General features: G+C 55.1%; 18 protein-coding genes. 10 read left to right on the top strand and 8 right to left on the bottom strand.

Going from position 1 to position 17,761, the window contains the following annotated elements:
• Positions 1-116 precede the first annotated feature (116 nt).
• The 4 genes from rplU to proB all read left to right on the top strand — a co-directional run bounded on the left by rplU (position 117) and on the right by proB (position 3,168).
• A complete protein-coding gene (rplU, locus tag ABWO67_RS13170) occupies positions 117-428 on the top strand; it encodes a 50S ribosomal protein L21 (RefSeq protein ID WP_353152210.1) in 312 nt (103 codons plus the stop codon).
• Between the two features lie 37 nt (positions 429-465).
• Positions 466-726: a 50S ribosomal protein L27 gene (gene rpmA, locus ABWO67_RS13165; protein WP_353152208.1), complete on the top strand. Its 261-nt coding sequence runs from the start codon at positions 466-468 to the stop codon at positions 724-726.
• Between the two features lie 136 nt (positions 727-862).
• A complete protein-coding gene (obgE, locus tag ABWO67_RS13160) occupies positions 863-1,984 on the top strand; it encodes a GTPase ObgE (RefSeq protein WP_353152206.1) in 1,122 nt (373 codons plus the stop codon).
• A gap of 17 nt (positions 1,985-2,001) precedes the next feature.
• Positions 2,002-3,168 carry a glutamate 5-kinase gene (gene proB, locus ABWO67_RS13155; protein WP_353152204.1) on the top strand — a complete coding sequence of 389 codons (1,167 nt, stop codon included), beginning with the start codon at positions 2,002-2,004 and terminating at the stop codon, positions 3,166-3,168.
• A 19-nt stretch (positions 3,169-3,187) separates the two neighbouring features.
• Here the strand turns inward: proB and ABWO67_RS13150 are convergent, their stop codons facing one another.
• A complete protein-coding gene (locus ABWO67_RS13150) occupies positions 3,188-3,676 on the bottom strand; it encodes an Lrp/AsnC ligand binding domain-containing protein (RefSeq protein WP_353152202.1) in 489 nt (162 codons plus the stop codon).
• Positions 3,677-3,866: 190 nt separating this feature from the next.
• Here ABWO67_RS13150 and ABWO67_RS13145 point away from each other — a divergent pair, with 190 nt between their 5' ends.
• A complete protein-coding gene (locus ABWO67_RS13145) occupies positions 3,867-5,120 on the top strand; it encodes a D-amino acid dehydrogenase (protein ID WP_353152200.1) in 1,254 nt (417 codons plus the stop codon).
• An 8-nt stretch (positions 5,121-5,128) separates the two neighbouring features.
• Here ABWO67_RS13145 and ABWO67_RS13140 read toward each other — a convergent pair whose 3' ends face one another.
• Entirely contained in the window at positions 5,129-5,872 is a 744-nt protein-coding gene (locus tag ABWO67_RS13140) for a winged helix-turn-helix domain-containing protein (RefSeq protein WP_353152198.1), read from the bottom strand.
• Between the two features lie 117 nt (positions 5,873-5,989).
• On the opposite strand from ABWO67_RS13140, the gene ABWO67_RS13135 reads away from it, so the two are divergent.
• Positions 5,990-6,364: a helix-turn-helix domain-containing protein gene (locus ABWO67_RS13135; RefSeq protein WP_353152196.1), complete on the top strand. Its 375-nt coding sequence runs from the start codon at positions 5,990-5,992 to the stop codon at positions 6,362-6,364.
• 197 nt (positions 6,365-6,561) lie between these two features.
• Complete coding sequence (gene thiC, locus ABWO67_RS13130; protein ID WP_353152194.1) at positions 6,562-8,475, top strand: phosphomethylpyrimidine synthase ThiC; 1,914 nt, start codon at positions 6,562-6,564, stop codon at positions 8,473-8,475.
• A gap of 86 nt (positions 8,476-8,561) precedes the next feature.
• On the opposite strand, the gene ABWO67_RS13125 is transcribed toward thiC, so the two are convergent.
• The 6 genes from ABWO67_RS13125 to ABWO67_RS13100 form a co-directional block, all read right to left on the bottom strand.
• Positions 8,562-9,224 (bottom strand): YiaD family glycine zipper/OmpA-like lipoprotein, encoded by a 663-nt coding sequence (locus ABWO67_RS13125; RefSeq protein ID WP_353152192.1) that lies wholly within the window; start codon positions 9,222-9,224, stop codon positions 8,562-8,564.
• A gap of 216 nt (positions 9,225-9,440) precedes the next feature.
• Positions 9,441-10,436 (bottom strand): Bug family tripartite tricarboxylate transporter substrate binding protein, encoded by a 996-nt coding sequence (locus tag ABWO67_RS13120; RefSeq protein ID WP_353152190.1) that lies wholly within the window; start codon positions 10,434-10,436, stop codon positions 9,441-9,443.
• A gap of 92 nt (positions 10,437-10,528) precedes the next feature.
• Entirely contained in the window at positions 10,529-11,269 is a 741-nt protein-coding gene (locus ABWO67_RS13115) for an amino acid ABC transporter ATP-binding protein (protein WP_353152188.1), read from the bottom strand.
• A 54-nt stretch (positions 11,270-11,323) separates the two neighbouring features.
• Complete coding sequence (locus tag ABWO67_RS13110; RefSeq protein ID WP_353152186.1) at positions 11,324-12,421, bottom strand: amino acid ABC transporter permease; 1,098 nt, start codon at positions 12,419-12,421, stop codon at positions 11,324-11,326.
• The gene (locus ABWO67_RS13105; RefSeq protein ID WP_353152184.1) at positions 12,422-13,606 is read right to left on the bottom strand and encodes an amino acid ABC transporter permease; all 1,185 of its coding nucleotides are present in this window, start codon (positions 13,604-13,606) and stop codon (positions 12,422-12,424) included.
• 91 nt (positions 13,607-13,697) lie between these two features.
• The gene (locus tag ABWO67_RS13100) at positions 13,698-14,714 is read right to left on the bottom strand and encodes an amino acid ABC transporter substrate-binding protein (protein ID WP_353152182.1); all 1,017 of its coding nucleotides are present in this window, start codon (positions 14,712-14,714) and stop codon (positions 13,698-13,700) included.
• A 219-nt stretch (positions 14,715-14,933) separates the two neighbouring features.
• On the opposite strand from ABWO67_RS13100, the gene ABWO67_RS13095 reads away from it, so the two are divergent.
• From ABWO67_RS13095 to mutY, 3 genes are read left to right on the top strand one after another with little or no spacing between them, the layout of a single operon-like run.
• A complete protein-coding gene (locus ABWO67_RS13095) occupies positions 14,934-15,605 on the top strand; it encodes a cell division ATP-binding protein FtsE (protein WP_353152180.1) in 672 nt (223 codons plus the stop codon).
• Positions 15,602-16,510: a cell division protein FtsX gene (locus ABWO67_RS13090; RefSeq protein WP_353152178.1), complete on the top strand. Its 909-nt coding sequence runs from the start codon at positions 15,602-15,604 to the stop codon at positions 16,508-16,510. Before ABWO67_RS13095 ends, ABWO67_RS13090 begins: the two co-directional genes overlap by 4 nt.
• Positions 16,510-17,583 (top strand): A/G-specific adenine glycosylase, encoded by a 1,074-nt coding sequence (gene mutY / locus ABWO67_RS13085; protein WP_353152176.1) that lies wholly within the window; start codon positions 16,510-16,512, stop codon positions 17,581-17,583. The genes ABWO67_RS13090 and mutY overlap by 1 nt, the downstream gene beginning before the upstream one ends.
• Positions 17,584-17,761: the final 178 nt, after the last annotated feature.

Raw genomic sequence — 17,761 nt, 5'->3', positions numbered from 1 at the left:
GGTAACCTCTTGACTTAACATACAATTCCACCGCCAGAAGTTGACACAACAAACCCCAACGCGCTAGAATCGTGAGCTTGGCATTTTGGCCAAGGCTTTTATTTAGGAATTCCCACATGTACGCGGTCATAAAAACCGGCGGCAAACAGTATCGTGTTGCTGCAGGTCAAAAACTAAAGATAGAACAGATACCGGCAGACATTGGGCAAGAAATCACGCTAGACCAGGTATTATCGGTTGGCGAAGGCGAACAATTACAAATTGGTACGCCTTTGGTCGCTGGTGCCCTGGTTACAGCAACCGTTCTTGCGCAAGGCCGCCACGACAAGGTCAAAATTTTCAAGATGCGTCGCCGTAAGCACTACCAAAAGCGTCAAGGCCATCGTCAAAATTACACCGAACTCCAAATCGTAGCCATTACGGCCTAACGGTAGTCTCAACGGATTTGTATAGCAGGAGCTAAACATGGCACAGAAAAAAGGCGGCGGCTCTACGCGCAACGGCCGCGACTCAGAATCGAAACGACTAGGTGTAAAAACCTACGGCGGTGAATCTATCTCGGCAGGTTCGATCATTGTTCGTCAGCGTGGCACTCAGTTCCACCCCGGCACGAACGTTGGTATCGGCAAAGACCACACCCTGTTTTCGCTGGTTGACGGCACCGTTAAATTCGCCATCCGTGGCGCACTTAACAAGCGTACCGTTTCGGTTATTGCAGCCGAATAAATTTCGGTAAGCAGACCCGCGAAAGCCCTGCCATAAAGGCGGGGCTTTTTTGTTTTAGAATATCCAGGCTAGCCCCGCTTGCCGGCGCACCCCAGACTGCGCCTTTTACCCGCTGTTTTTTTAAAGTTATCTGAACATGAAATTCGTAGACGAAGCAACCATCGAAGTCATCGCTGGCAAAGGCGGCAATGGCGCAGCGAGCTTTCGCCGCGAAAAATTCATTCCCAGAGGCGGCCCTGACGGCGGCGATGGCGGGCGCGGAGGCAGCATCTATGCCGTAGCCGACCGCAATATCAATACACTCATCGACTACCGCTATGCCCGCTTGCATCGCGGCAAAAACGGCGAAAACGGCCGCGGCTCCGACCAATATGGCGCTGCCGCCCCCGATATCACATTGCGCGTCCCTGTAGGGACAACCGTTTTCGACGCAGAAACCGGCGAACAATTATTCGATCTGGATCGCCATAACGAACAAGTAACGCTGGCGGCCGGAGGCCACGGCGGCTTGGGTAACCTGCATTTCAAATCCAGCACCAACCGCGCCCCCAAGCAATCGACCCAAGGTACTGAAGGCCAACAGCGCAAGCTGCGCCTTGAACTCAAGGTATTGGCCGACGTCGGCTTGCTGGGCCTGCCCAACGCCGGCAAGTCCACCCTGATCAGCAAAGTTTCCAATGCACGGCCAAAAATTGCCGACTATCCTTTTACCACCCTGCACCCGAACCTTGGCGTAGTTCGCACCTCGCCTTCGCGCAGTTTCGTCATTGCCGATATCCCTGGCCTTATCGAAGGCGCCTCTGAAGGGGCCGGCCTGGGCCATCTGTTTTTACGCCATCTTTCCCGCACGCGCGTGCTACTGCATCTGGTAGATGTATCCTCACCCGATCCTGATACCGACGCTATCGAACAAGCGGCAAAAGACGCGCGCGCCATTGCCGAAGAACTGCGCCTTTACGATAACGATCTCTACGAAAAACCGCGCTGGCTGGTTCTGAACAAGCTCGATATGGTGGACAACCCTGAAGAAGCGCAAGAGCGCCTATGTAAAGCGCTGGACTGGACCGGTCCCGTATTCAGTATTTCCGCCCTGAACGGCGAAGGGACCCAGCAGTTGATATGGCATCTGCAAGACTGGCTCGATGCTGAAAGCCGCAAAGCCCATACCGAACAAGATAAAGCCGACGGCAGCTACATCGCCGAAGACCCGCGCTTTGACGACACACGTTCTAGCCCTTCTCTGCCCGATAACACGTAATCTTTGCTGTTGGTGTCATGTCCGCTTCTTCTATCACGCCGTCCGCCGTTGCGCAGGCTAAACGCCTGGTCGTCAAAGTAGGCTCTTCGCTCGTTACCAACGAAGGTAAGGGCATAGACGTCACGGCCGTAGCCCAATGGGCCGAACAAATCGCCAGCCTGCATGCGCAAGGCAAGCAAATGGTGCTGGTTTCCAGCGGCGCTATTGCCGAGGGCATGGCCCGTCTGGGATGGCCTCGCCGCCCCAATGCGATGCACGAATTGCAAGCGGCCGCGGCTGTGGGCCAAATGGGGCTGATCCAGGCCTACGAAGTGGCCTTCGCCAAGCACGGTATTCGCACGGCGCAAATCCTGCTTACTCATGAAGACCTGGCTGACCGGCGCCGCTACCTTAACGCCCGCAGCACGCTCTACACTCTGCTTGGGCTGGGTGTCGTCCCCATCGTCAACGAGAACGACACCGTGGTGACCGACGAAATCCGCCTTGGCGACAACGACACGCTGGGCGCCCTGGTCACCAACCTCATCGAGGCCGAGGCCTTGATCATCCTGACCGATCAGTCGGGGCTGTACAGCGCCGACCCTCGGCAAAATCCCGATGCGGAATTCATCTCCCTCGGCCAAGCCGGCGATCCGGCGCTGGAAGCCATGGCTGGCGGATCAGGCAGCAGTATCGGCACAGGCGGCATGCTGACCAAAGTGCTTGCCGCCAAGCGCGCTGCCAATAGCGGTGGCCATACGGTTATTGCATCCGGGCGGGAATCCAACGTTCTGCTGCGATTAGCCCAAGGCGAACAAATCGGCACCGAGCTACGCGCCATTTTGCCCGTGCGCTCCGCCCGTCAGCGATGGCTGGCCAATCATTTGCGCCTGCGCGGCCGCGTTACGCTGGACAACGGCGCCGTGCAAGCCTTGACCGAAGGCCATAAAAGCCTGCTGGCTATCGGTGTAAGCGCAGTAGAAGGGGAATTCGAGCGCGGGGATGTCGTGGCCTGTGTTGACCAGCATGGTGTCGAATGCGGCCGCGGGCTCATCAATTACTCTTCGGCAGATGCTCGGCGCATCATGCGCCAGCCAAGCAATCGCATCGCGGAAATCCTGGGCAGCATGTCAGACGCAGAACTCATGCATCGGGATAATATGGTCTTCATCCGCAGCGCTACGTCGAGTCCGGGTCATCGATAGGCGCCAAGCCTAAGGCGCCCTACTTTTGGGCAGCAATAAACAAGGTCTCCTTGACCTCTTCCATGACCACGCAGCTCTTGGTTTGGGTAACGCCTGGCAAACGCAGAAGGATGTCGCCCAGCAAACTGCGGTACTGACTGATTTCCTTGATGCGCGCCTTAACGAGATAATCAAAATCACCCGATACCAAATGGCACTCTTGCACTTGGGGTATGCAGAGTATTTCCCGCCGAAAATCGTCAAAAGTGCGGTCTGACTTGCTGGACATGGAAATTTCCACGAACACCAGCAAACCCGCATCCAGCGCCGTCGGGGCCACCCTGGCGTAGTAACCGGTAATCACGCCGTCCCGCTCCATGCGCTTGACTCGCTCTATGCAGGGCGTGACCGTAAGCCCCACTCGCTCGGCCAGGTCCGTCATGGACATGCGGCCATCACGCTGCAGCAAATCAAGAATATTCCTGTCAAGTTTATCTAATGTATAAACGGGATTCCGTTGTATTCGCACTTTTTTCCTCTGCAATTTCGCCTGTGCAGGCCCGGTAATTAAGCCAATCCGGCATCTGTAGCAATTATTGCTGAAAACCTGCTGAAAATATTTTTTTACAGGATAAATGACTGGAAAACTACATTCTTCAAAAAAAAACACTGGACACAGTGGCTTACCATCGTAGAAATTCAACATCAATGGCTTAAAAATGAAAATCATTGTTCTAGGCGCTGGGGTGGTAGGCGTCAGTAGTGCCTATTATCTGGCCCGGCAAGGACACGACGTTACCGTGCTTGAGCGCCAGCCTGCTTCCGCACTGGAGACCAGCTTCGGCAACGCTGGCCAAATATCTTACGGCTATTCATCGCCCTGGGCAGCGCCCGGTGTGCCCCTGAAAGCCATTAAATGGATGTTTGCCAAACATCCTCCCCTCTCCATCCGCCCTGACGGCAGCTTATTCCAATTGCAATGGATGTACCAGATGTGGCGCAACTGTACCGCTAGCCGCTATGCCGTCAACAAAGAGCGCCTGGTCAGGATGTCAAGCTACAGCGGGGCATGCCTGAACGAACTGCGCCAGGCCATCGGTATCGAATACGAAGGTCGTCAGCAAGGCACGCTGCAGGTATTCCGTACGCAGCAACAACTCGACGCCGTTGCGCAAGACATTGCCGTTCTTAAAGAAGCGGGAATGCGCTACGAACTACTCGGGCGGGAAGACTTGCCCCAGGCCGAACCGGCACTGGCCTATTCCCGCGGGAAGCTGGTTGGCGGCTTGCGTCTGCCTGGCGACGAAACAGGTGACTGCCATATATTTACGACCCGGCTCACCGAAGAAGCCAGGAAACTGGGGGTTGAGTTCCACTACGGCGTCAATGTGCAGCAATTGCATGTGGGCGGCGGGCGCATTTCGGGGGTGCAGTGCGACGGCAGGCTAATGCAGGCTGATGCCTATGTAGTGGCGCTGGGGTCTTATTCGCCTCGCCTCCTGAAAGGGCTGGAATCAGTACCGGTTTATCCAATGAAGGGCTATTCGATTACCGTGCCCATCGCCGATGAAAGCCGCGCACCAGTATCTACATTGCTGGATGAGTCCTACAAAATAGCCATTACCCGTTTCGACAAACGCATACGCGTGGGGGGCATGGCCGAGATCGCCGGCTACGACCTGAGCCTGAACCCGAAACGACAGAAAACGCTGGAAATGGTGGTAGATGATTTATTTCCTGGCGCTCGTGCCGCTGGGGATGTGTCGTTCTGGACAGGCCTGCGGCCTAAAACCCCGGACAGCACCCCAATTATCGGCACTACGAGCTACAGCAACCTTTTTCTGAATACGGGCCACGGTACCTTAGGCTGGACCATGGCATGCGGCAGCGGTCAATTGCTTGCCGACATCGTATCGGGGAAACCCACCGCCATACGCAGCGACGATTTGTCGATACACCGTTATCAGCGTTAAGACAGCAACTACAGTACCGGCCCGGTAAACATATAGCCCCAGCGGTGTAGCGACTTTAATGGCGCATCGGTGCCATGTTCGCGCAGCTTTCGCCGTAAACGACTAACCAGCAGCCCCAGGCGGCCTGGATAGGCTGGCGGCGAAGGCGCACTGCTGTTGTTAACGGCATCGATCAGTTGCCGATGCGAAGCGCGTAATTCGGGCTGGGCAAAAAGCGTAGTCAGAAAAGCGCGTTCGGCGGTGGTAAGGGGAATACGCTGTTGCTGAGGCCCCGACAGTACCCAACCGTGTTCGTGCATGGCCCAGAAACCCGGCCTGTCTACAGGCGGAGGTGGCGCCATGGGCTCGGCCAGAAACGCCGAACCGTCTGCCCGCGACAATAAGCGCAATAACATTGCAAGCAATAGTTCGAACGACGCATCGCGCAGGCAATAGTTATCGGCCCCGCTACGCATTGCCAGCAACAATTCCGACTGGCTATTCGAAGCAACCAGTGAAATGATGCCGATCGACGGGTATAAGGCCCGCACGTAGGCGGCAACGATGCTGTTATCGGCGGCGGCACCATCCAATACGACCAGCACCCGCACCCCCTTTTTAGCATGGTGAAACTGCACCTGGCTGTAGAGCTCTTTGATATCGGAGCACGGCTGGCTTTCCAGGCCGTAATCCCTCATGGATGCCATCGGAAAATGGGCCTGGCCGTCGTGCCGCTGCGGCGCGAAGAAGAGAATCACAGGGCGAATCGACATAACTATTCCAGTAGATAAACAATAGATACAAACACTTACTATATTTCATAACATATTATCACAATCGAAATCTATATTATCACCAACGTGATTGAATTATTTTGTTCAATCACAAACGTGACTACTTTCGCCGAACGTCTTCGCAGCATCCGTAGCAAGCGCAACCTGAGCCAGGCCACGCTTGCCCGCAGTTGTGGGCTTTCGCAAAGCGCCATCGCCAATTACGAAAATGGCACGCGGAAAACAACAAAAGACATTTTTGGCATGGCCGAAGCGCTGGCCGTGAATCCAATGTGGCTGGCAACGGGCTCCGGCCCCATGGATCCTCTACCGGTCAATTCGGATACGCCAACGGCGTATCACCTGAACGAGTCCTCATCCTCGCGACCCACCTGGCCTTTTTCCAAGATATCGCCAGAGAAATATTGGACACTTACTAAAGAACAGCGAGAAGCCCTGGAGAATACGGCCCTCCTGATGATGAAGTCATAGCAGACGCTTCCTGGCAGTTCCTGACTTAAACCTATATACTCGCTCCACGCAGGGGTATTCGTTGAATCCAACGGATTGAGATAAAACCCTTCGTACCAGTACGGATAATGCCGATGCTGGGAGCGTGCCGACCGATACCTCTCGTATCGCCGGTCTATTCCCTATCGGCTCCATTATTTATATTTTTGGAGCAAGTCTTGAACACCAACCCCCATTTTTCCGCCGATACGGCACAAGTCGATGCAGCCGCCATCGCCCCCCTTCCCCAATCACGCAAAACGTACCAGACTGGATCCCGGCTTGATATCCGGGTGCCGTTCCGCGAGGTATCCCAAAGCGATACGCCCACCATGTTCGGCGGCGAATCCAACCCACCCCTGATCGTTTATGACACCAGCGGCCCTTATACTGACCCGTCAGTCCACATCGACATACGCAAAGGCCTTCCCGCCGTCCGCAGCGCCTGGATACAAGAACGCAACGATACGGAAGAACTTGGCGGCCCCACCAGCAATTATGGCCAGGCGCGCCTTCAGGATCCCAAGCTGACCGCCATGCGCTTCGGGCTGCAGCGCCCGCCGCGTCGCGGCAAGGCAGGCGCAAATGTGTCACAAATGCACTATGCGCGACGAGGCATCATCACTCCCGAAATGGAGTTCGTTGCTATTCGCGAAAATCTTCGGCGAGAACATTATGTTGAGCAGCTCCGCGCCAGCGGCCCCGATGGGGAAAGACTGGCCCAGCGACTATTGCGCCAGCATCCGGGCCAGCCGTTCGGCGCATCGATTCCTGCTTCGATTACGCCGGACTTCGTGCGCGAGGAAATCGCCAAAGGCCGGGCTATATTGCCGGCAAACATCAATCATCCAGAAATTGAGCCTATGGTCATAGGCCGTAATTTTTTGGTAAAGATCAACGCCAATATCGGCAATTCGGCCTTGAATTCAAGTATTAGCGAAGAGGTCGAAAAAATGACCTGGGCAATTCGCTGGGGCGGCGATACGGTGATGGATTTGTCCACGGGTAAAAACATCCACGAAACCCGAGAGTGGATCATACGGAACTCACCGGTCCCCATAGGTACAGTGCCCATTTACCAGGCGCTGGAAAAAGTCGATGGCAAGGCCGAGGACCTGACTTGGGAGATTTTCCGCGATACGCTCATCGAGCAAGCCGAGCAAGGCGTCGATTACTTCACCATCCATGCCGGCGTGCGCCTGCCTTTCATCCCCATGACTGCAGACCGCATGACAGGCATTGTGTCGCGCGGTGGTTCCATCATGGCCAAATGGTGTCTGGCGCACCATAAGGAAAGCTTTATATATGAACGCTTTGAAGAAATTTGCGACATTATGAAGACTTACGATGTCAGCTTTTCTTTAGGCGACGGTTTGCGCCCGGGTTCCGGCTACGACGCCAATGACCAAGCGCAGTTCGCTGAATTGAAAACGCTGGGCGAGCTGACTCAGGTCGCCTGGAAGCATGATGTGCAAGTCATGGTCGAAGGGCCAGGTCATGTGCCTATGCATCTGATCAAGGAAAACATGGACATGCAGCTGGAACATTGCCATGAAGCACCCTTCTATACCTTAGGGCCGCTGACCACCGATATCGCGCCCGGCTACGATCACATCACATCCGGCATAGGCGCCGCACTGATCGGGTGGTATGGCACCGCCATGCTGTGCTACGTGACGCCCAAAGAGCATCTGGGCTTGCCAAATAAAAAAGACGTCAAAGACGGCATCATTACCTACAAGATTGCCGCCCATGCCGCTGATCTGGCTAAAGGACATCCAGGCGCAGCCATACGGGACAACGCGTTGTCCAAAGCAAGGTTCGAGTTCCGCTGGGACGATCAGTTCAACCTGGGATTAGACCCCGACACAGCCAAAGACTTTCATGACGAGACCCTGCCCAAGGACTCCATGAAAGTCGCCCACTTCTGCTCGATGTGCGGCCCGCATTTCTGCAGTATGAAGATCACGCAGGACGTACGCGAATATGCACGCAGCAAGGGGCTGGATAACCAAAATGCCTTGCAAACCGGCATGCAGGAAAAGGCACTGGAGTTTATGAAAAACGGCGGAAACATTTACCAGCAAGTCTGACGCCGACGCGTGCTATAAAACAACAAAGCGCCCCGAAAGGGGCGCTTTGCTGCAACTAGCTTTGTTGCGACGACTACGAAGTAGGCTTACTTCTGGATCGCGTACAGATACAGCTCGACACGGCGGTTCATTGCACGGCCGTCAGCAGTACTGTTGTCAGCGACCGGGTTGTTAGGCCCGCGCCCTTCGGCAGTCAGGTTCGCGGTAGGAACACCTTGCTGCGTCAAATAGTTGGCGACAGCACGAGCGCGATTAACCGACAAGGTCTGGTTTGTGGCAGCCGAACCAGTACTGTCGGTATAGCCGATCGACTTGGCCCGCAATTCGGGATGCTGCACCAACGCGCGCGCAACACTATCCAGCACAGGCAACAAAGGCGCCTTCAATGCGTACTTGCCAGTATCAAACGAAACGTTGCTGGGAATGTTCACACGTAAGGTGCCGTCAGGCATTTCCGTGACATCCACACCCAAGCTGCTGGCGCCGGACTTTTCCACGTCATTCTTGACGCCAGCCCAGTTATAGCCTGCAACACCACCGGCAACAGCGCCGATACCCGCGCCTATCATCGCAGCCTTGCTGCTATCGCCGATCAGTGCGCCCAGGCCTGCGCCTACTGCAGCACCTGCGCCAGCACCGACAGCGGTTTTCCCACCAGTGCCCATGCCTTCTAAACTGGCGCAACCTGCCATCAACGCCACAATCCCGATGCACGAAGCAATTCGGCTCGCACGCATAGATACTTTCATGTAATTCTCCTTATCCCATAGATGAGCAGGGTGATCTCTGCCGGCCACTATCCTAGCAAGCGGGGCAAGCGCCAAGTGTTACATTTTGGTTCGAAGCGCTTTTTTTTTACTATTTTTGACATTCCTACACTCTGGAAACAAATAGAGCGCCCTCTTGGACGCTCTATTTGTTCAAAAGCCGCACTGTGGAAGTGCTGAACTAGCGTTAACCCACAATTAAAACAGCTTGGCGCCAGACACCTCAACGATTTCCTTGTACTTGGCCAGATCGTGCTTAACCAATTCAGCAAACTCAGCAGACGTCATCGGCTTGGCGTCCGACCCCATTGTTAACAGATTCTTGCGTACGGCGGGATCCTGCAGCGCCTTTGCATAGGCTGCGCTCAGCTTATCTACCACGGCCTTGGGTGTGCCGCCTGTAGTAAACACGCCAAACCAGGTGCCCAAATCAAAATTGGCGATACCTGATTGCTGCATCGTCGGCAAGTCAGGCAAGGCCGACGACCGTTCTGTTGTCGTGACGGCCAAAGCCTTCACCTTGTTTTCTGCGATCAGCGGCGCTGCGGATGCCAGATTATCAAACATAAAGTTGACCTGACCGGCCAGCAAAGCCAGTTTGGCAGGAGATGCCCCGGCATAAGGCACATGTACCGTCTTGATACCGGCACGAACATTCAACAGCTCGCCGGCCAAATGTCCGGCGCTGCCATTGCCACCCGAGGCAAAGTTCAATTGATCAGCGTGTTTCTTGGCATAGTCGACCAGATCAGAAACCGAGTTGATGTTATTAGCCTTGGCAAACTCGTCATTTAGGATCAGCACATTCGGCACCGATGCCACCAGGGTCACTGGCTCGAAGCTTTTCACGGGGTCGAACGGCAGTTTTTCATACAGCCAAGGGTTGATCGCATTGATGGCGACAGCACCCATAACCAGAGTATGGCCATCCGGCTTGGCCTTGGCGGCAATGCTTGCGCCGATATTGCCGCCCGCCCCTGGACGGTTCTCGACAATGATCGTCCCCAGATCCGGCTGCACTTTTTCAGCCAGCAACCGCGCCATGCCGTCCAAGGGGCCACCCGGGGCATAGGGCACAATGAATGTGATGGGTTTGGAGGGGAATTCTTCCGCGGCGGCGGGCGTTGCAGCTGCGGAAAAAACTAAGCAAGCCGCCAATGCCGCAGCGGACCATGATTTCAAAGCAGGCAACATAATTCGAAACACCTTGTCATAAAATATTTAGAGACATAACCGTACACCATTTGCGGCATGTGCGCGATAACGATATACGGCTATGACAACAATTAATGCAATATCTGGCTAAGGAATAGCTTGGTGCGCTCGTTCTGGGGATTATCAAAGAAAGCGTCGGGGGTATTTTCCTCGATGATCTCGCCCTGATCCATAAAAATGACGCGGTCGGCGACTTTGCGCGCAAAACCCATTTCGTGCGTTACACACAACATGGTCATTCCGCTTTCCTCGGCCAACCCCACCATGACATCCAGCACTTCCTTGACCATTTCGGGGTCGAGTGCCGACGTCGGTTCATCAAACAGCATGATTTTTGGATTCATGCATAACGACCGGGCTATCGCGACACGCTGTTGCTGACCGCCAGATAGTTGGCCGGGATATTTGGCCGCCTGATCCGGAATACGCACCCGCTCGAGGTATTTCATGGCTGCCGCTTCAGCCTGGGCCTTGGACTGCTTCAATACCCACACCGGACCCAGCGTCAGGTTCTCGAGCACAGTCAGGTGGGGAAAAAGATTGAAGTGCTGAAACACCATGCCCACGTCGCGGCGGATGGCTTCGATCTGCTTCAAGTCGTTGGTGAGTTCTACGCCATCGACAACAATGCTGCCTTGCTGGTGCTCTTCCAATCGATTGATGCAACGTATCATGGTGGATTTGCCTGAGCCGGAAGGCCCGCAAATGACAATTCGTTCGCCCTTGCCAACATTCAGATTGATGTTGCGCAAAACGTGAAACTGCCCAAACCACTTATTGACATCCTCTAGGCGAATAATGGCCTCAGACATGTCTGTACTCCCTTGTTTGAATCGACGCCTGCATAGTTGCACAAGTCATGTTGATCAACGTTGATGTCCTGTCTGCAAATGCTTTTCCAGCGACTGGCTATAGCGGGAAATGGAGAAGCAGAAAATAAAATAAATAAAGGCGATAAAAAGATAGGCTTCGGCGCTGAAGCCGCGCCATGCGGCATCCGCAACCGCCGTCTTGGCAGCCTGGGTCAAGTCGAAAATACCGATAATGACAACCAGCGAGGTATCTTTGAAAAGCGAAATAAAAATCCCGACCAATGGTGGAATAACGACCTTAAGCGCCTGCGGCAGGATGATCTTGCGCATTTGCTGCCAATAGCCCAGGCCCAAGGATTCCGCACCCTCGTATTGCCCCTTCGGTATGGCCTGTAGGCCTCCGCGCACCGTTTCGGCAATATATGCCGCGGCGAACATGATAATGGCTATTTGCGCGCGCAACAGCTTGTCGATACTGAAGCCCTCAGGCAAGAACAAAGGCAGCATGACTGAAGACATGAACAGCAGGCTGATCAGCGGCACGCCCCGTATGAGTTCAATATAGACCACGCACAAGGCTTTGACCGCCGGCATATGGGAACGCCGGCCCAGAGCAAGCAGCAAGCCGAACGGAAAAGCAAAGGCGATGCCAAAGGTAGCCAATATGAGGGTAAGCGGCAGGCCGCCCCACCTATCGTTTTCGACATAGCTCAAGCCAAATATGCCGCCCCACATCAAGCCCGCCACCGAGGTGAGCGCGACTATCCAGAGCAGCCCCAACCATGGCTTCCAGAACCAGCGCAGGCAACTGCAAAAAATGATCGCGATCAGGATGAGGCTGGCCAGCAAAGGCCGCCACTGCTCGTCGTAAGGATAAATACCGAACAGAATCAGGCGATGTTTTTCGGCAATGAATGCCCAACATGCGCCGCCCGACTCACGGCATTCTTGCGCGTTGGTCGCATTGAAATTGGCCTTGATGAATAGCCACTCGACCATGGCAGGCACGATCATCAGCAGCAGCCACACCACCAGGACGGTAAGCAGCGTGTTGAGCGGCGACGAAAACAGACTGGCCCGCAACCACGCAACCGTGCCTTGTCGCGCAGAGGGCGGCGCAAGCTCTGGTGTCGTTGAGGTATTCAAGCTCATTTAGCGCTCCACCAGCGCGATGCGCTTGTTATACCAGTTCATGAAAATCGAAATCGACAGGCTCACGGTAAGGTAAGCCGCCATGATGATCAGAATGCCTTCGATAGCCTGCCCTGTTTGGTTAAGCGTCGTATTGACCACGGAAACGATATCGGGATAGCCGATAGCCACGGCCAGCGAACTGTTCTTGGTCAGATTCAGGTATTGACTGGTCATGGGCGGTACGATAACGCGCAGCGCCTGCGGCAAGATGACCAGGCGCAGCATGCGCGCACGCGACAATCCTATCGCGCCGGCCGCTTCCCATTGCCCTTGATTGACCGACTGTATTCCTGATCGCACCACCTCGGCCACAAAGGCCGACGTGTACATGACCAGGCCTACCAACAAGGCCGTAAATTCGGGCGACAGCGACAAACCACCGCTAAAATTAAAACCAGTCAGGACGGGCAATTCGAGCGTTAACGATGCGCCGCTGATCAACCAGCCAATCACCGGAAAAACAATCAGCAAGGCCAGCGCCACACGCCCCAGCGGGAAAATATTGCCGGTGGCCTCTTGGCGCTTTTTCGCCCAATGCCCCAAAAGCACGATGCCGACGATGGCGATCGCCAGACCGCCTACGATCCAGTCCAAGGCGTCGCCCTGCAATGAAGGCAGCTTGAGCCCCCGGTTCGAGAGGAAGACGCCGGGTATAGGGTGCAGTGCCTGGCGCGGGCCGGGCATGCTTTCAGTAATGATGGCGTACCAGAAAAAGAGTTGTAGCAACAACGGAATGTTGCGCATCACTTCGATATAGACGCTGGCAACGCGCGATAGCAGCCAGTTCTTGGATAGGCGCGCAATACCCAGCAGCGTGCCAAACAACGTGGCGGCGATAATCCCCACCACCGATACACGCAGTGTGTTGATCAGGCCCACCCAGATGGCCCTGCCGTAAGTGTCGGCCGGGGTATAAGGAATAATCGATTCACCGATCGCGAAGCCAGCTTCGCGATGAATAAAGGCAAAACCGGTTGATATGTTGCGGACAGCCAGATTATGCAAGGTATTGGAAACCAGATACCAGACTGCAAACCCCACGGCGCCAAGAATCAAAACCTGGTAAATAAGGGCGCGAATACCAGGATCGTTCCATGATAAGCGCCGTTTTGGCGACTGGGGCGAAGATGTATTTTTCGTCATAAGGATTGAATCATTTGGGGACCCTGACGCAGCACTCCCATTGCCAAAAGCTGGGCCTTGCGGGCCCAGCTTTTGTGTAGAAACGACTCGCCTAGCGTACTGGCCAGCCGTACATCAAACCGCCATCGCGCCATTGCGCGTTAAGACCGCGTTCCAGCTTCATTGGCGAGTCCGTACCGATATTACGGGCGAAAGATTCGCCATAATTACCGACTTGCTTGATGATGTTATACGCCCATTTATTATCCAACCCAAGTCCCTTGCCCATTTCGCCTGTTACACCCAGGATGCGCTGGATATTAGGGTTGGGGCTCTTGAGCATTTCATCGACGTTTTTGGACGTTATACCGTACTCTTCCGCTTCGAGCATGGTGTTAAGCGCCCAGCGCACCACCATGAACCAGGGGTCATCACCCTGCCGCACCATGGGGCCCAACGGTTCTTTGGAAAAGTCTTCTGGCAAGATGACGTGGTCATCAGGCTTGGACAAGGTAGAGCGCGTGGTAGCCAGGCCCGACTTGTCGGTAGTGTAGGCATCGCAACGGCCAGCTTCATACGAACGCATGGCTTCGTCGGGATTGTTGATAACCACAGGTTTGAATTCAAGCTTGTTGGCGCGGAACCAGTCCGCCAGGTTCAGCTCGGTCGTTGTGCCCGGTTGCACGCAGACAGCAGCACCGCCCAATTCTTTAGCGCTTTTAACACCCAGGCTGGTCTTGACCATAATGCCTTGGCTGTCGTAATAGTTAATGCCCGGCGTCATCAAACCCAAGGTGGTGTCACGCGTCATGGTGGCCGTGGTATTGCGCGTCAAGACATCGATTTCACCGGATTGCAATGCGGTGAAGCGTTGCTGGGTGGTTTGCGCCACTGCCTTGTATTTTGTGGCATCACCGAACATCATGGCGGCAATGGCACGACAAAGATCAACGTCGATACCCGTCCATTCCCCTTTGCTGTTTGCAATGGAAAACCCCGGCAAACCAGTATGGGTGCCACATTGGACAAAGCCTTTTTTCTTGACGGCGTCCAGGGTTTCGCCAGCATTGGACGCGGCGGCAAAGAAAAACAGCGAAGCACCTAGCGCGGCCGCTTTAATTAGTTTCATAGAAGATCCCTTTCGGTGATTCTGATTGGACAACACGGCATACAATTACAACTCTGCCGCTAGCGGTCAAATCGTAACTGTTGGTATTCATTAAAAACATGAGGGATATCCCTTGCGTTTCCTGGCATCATGTCGCTAGGCTTAATTTGTCCGCGCCTGCCCCGCTGCTACGCATAAACCATAAGCCTTTACTATTAAAGCCTTAACATTAATGTCACTATGATCGAATTTCAGCACGTATTTAAATCGTACGGACGAGGGCGAAACATCCTGGCTGATATCAACTTCAAGATAGAGGCCGGCGAGTTCATATTTGTATCGGGCCCTTCGGGGGCCGGTAAGTCCACCCTGCTCAAGCTCATTGGCGGACTGGAGCCACCCAGCCGCGGCATGGTCCACGTCAATGGCCATCGGATCGACAAAATGCCTCCCCGGGCGCGTCCCTATCTGCGCCGCGCAGTCGGCGTCATTTTGCAAGATACCCATCTGCTGTATGACCGCAATGCCATCAATAACGTCTTATTGCCTTTGACGATAGCCGGACTGGAACCTCGCCTGGCAGGCACGCGTGCCCGAGCCGCCATGGAAAAAGTCGGCTTGTCGGGCAAAGAAGACCTCAACCCTGTGGAAATGTCGGGTGGCGAACAGCAGCGCCTGGCGATTGCGCGCGCCATCGTCAACCGTCCCGCTATCGTGATTGCAGACGAACCCACAGCCAATCTGGATAAAGAAAGCGCCCGCCGCATTATGGAAGTATTCCGCGACTTCAATCGTGTAGGCGTCACTACATTGATCGCCTCGCACGACGGTGCGCTTATGGCTTCTTATGCTTCCCGCACCCTACATATCGATGCAGGCCGATTCACCGACATGCTGGGGGTAAAGCCATGACCCGCTGGTTGCGACAGCATCGTTATGCCTGCCTGTCGGCGCTGCGCCGGCTATGGTCCCAGCCGTTTTCATCCTTGTCCAATATTCTGGTCATCAGCCTGACATTGGCCATTCCCATTATTGCGGCGTCAGTGCTGGTATCAGCGCAACCTGTCGTAAAGCAGATACCCGTGTCGCCAGAAGTCACGCTGTTTTTGCAACCTGGCGCCAAGCCCGATAAAGCAGCCGAGCTGGCGCGCCAGCTTCAAGAAGAACACTCGCAAGAAGTCCAGACAGTAAGAGTCGTGGCGCGCGAGGACGCCATGAAAACACTGAAAGCCAATCCCGCGTGGGCCGATGCGCTATCCGTGCTGCCTGGCAACCCCCTGCCGGACGCTGTGGTCGTGACCCTGCATGAAAGCCCCGACTTGGCCAAACAGGCCAGCCTGTTGGCGGAAAAATGGCGCAAACTGGAACATGTCGATGTAGTGCAACTGGATAGCGAATGGGTTCGTCGCCTGGAAGCGATCCTGGGTTTCGTCCGCATAGGCCTCTGGCTATTGGCATTAGGCGTAGCGCTTGTGGTGTTGGCTACGGTATTCAATACCGTGCGCATGCAAGCACTTACCCAGCGTGAGGAAATCGGAGTTGCGCGCCTGGTGGGCGCAACAGAGTCGTTCGTGCGCCGTCCATTTTTATATCTTGGCGCCCTGACTGGCGTTATTTCCAGCATAGCTGCCATTGCCTTGTCGGCTCTGGCGCTTAACCCCTTGAACGCAGCGCTGGCCCGCCTTGCCAACAGCTATGGCACCCAAGTCGTATTGCGTCTGCCCGAAGCCCTGAACCTGCTGCTGGCGGTAGTGGTGATAGCCATTCTGGCTGCGTTGTCCGCCCGCTGGTCCGTTACCCGCAACACACGTTTCTGATGTATTTAAATGAAAGGCCCGGCCTGGCAGATTTTGCCAAGGCCATTGTCGATTGGCAAAAACAGCATGGCCGCCACCACTTGCCATGGCAGGACACGCGCGACGCATACCGAATATGGCTATCTGAAATCATGCTGCAGCAAACGCAGGTGACCACAGTCATAGGCTATTACGAACGGTTTCTGAAACGGTTCCCTACGATTTCTGTCCTGGCAGAAGCCGAACAGGATGAGGTAATGCCTTATTGGGCGGGGCTCGGCTACTATGCCCGCGCGCGCAACCTGCATCGCTGCGCACAGGAATTAGCGACCAATTGGGGAGGCCAATTCCCGGAATCCCCTGAACAAATTGCCACCTTGCCTGGTATAGGACGCTCGACAGCAGCGGCCATTGCTGCATTCGCCTATGGCAAGCGTAGCCCCATCATGGATGGCAACGTTAAACGGGTATTTACCCGATACTTCGGCATCTACGGCGTGAGCAGCCTGAGGGCAACCGAACAGTTATTGTGGAAGACGGCCGAAGAAGCAGTACACGCCGCACCAGACACACTGGATATGGCGGCCTATACACAAGGACTGATGGATCTTGGATCGGATTGCTGTACCCGCGGCAAGCCCGACTGCGCCCGCTGTCCGTTGCAAGCAAGCTGCTATGCCAACACTCACGGCGTGCAAAGTGAGCTACCCACGCCCAAGCCTAAAAAAACCAGTCCGCAACGCGAATGCAAAATGCTGATTCTGCAGCGGCAAGACCAGATCCTGCTGGAGCAACAGGTATCCCCGGGCATATGGGGAGGACTATGGAGTCTGCCCCAGTATGGCGACGTTGCAGCGCTGGAGGTTGCCTGTACTAATTGGGGGCAGCCTTGTCGTGAATCTCAGAAAATGGCGGGCCTCTTGCATGTGTTTACGCATTTCAAGCTGCATATAGAGCCTTGGCATGTGGTGTGCGACGGTGCTGTTGTCGCCGAGCCTGGACCGCGCCAGGCGTGGGTGCCGGTGACGGAATTGGGCGCTACGGCGTTGCCGGCTCCGGTGAAAAAGATATTGAGTGGGTTGTTTGCTTTGTAGAAAGTGACTTGCTTTTTTTAGCGCTGGCTTGCTTTTTGTGCTGTGAGTCTGCGGGTTTCTTGAGACGTTTGTTTTTTGTGCTGTGAGTCTGTCGATTTCTTGAGCGGCGGCTGCCACAGGGGCTGGGACTGGCTCAGCGCTTAGCGGCCCTGTGCTACGCCAGGGCTACCCGGCCTCG

This window comes from Pollutimonas bauzanensis (assembly GCF_040393045.1).
GTDB lineage: Bacteria > Pseudomonadota > Gammaproteobacteria > Burkholderiales > Burkholderiaceae_B > Pollutimonas > Pollutimonas bauzanensis_A.
This window is presented reverse-complemented; position numbering and strand designations above follow the sequence as displayed.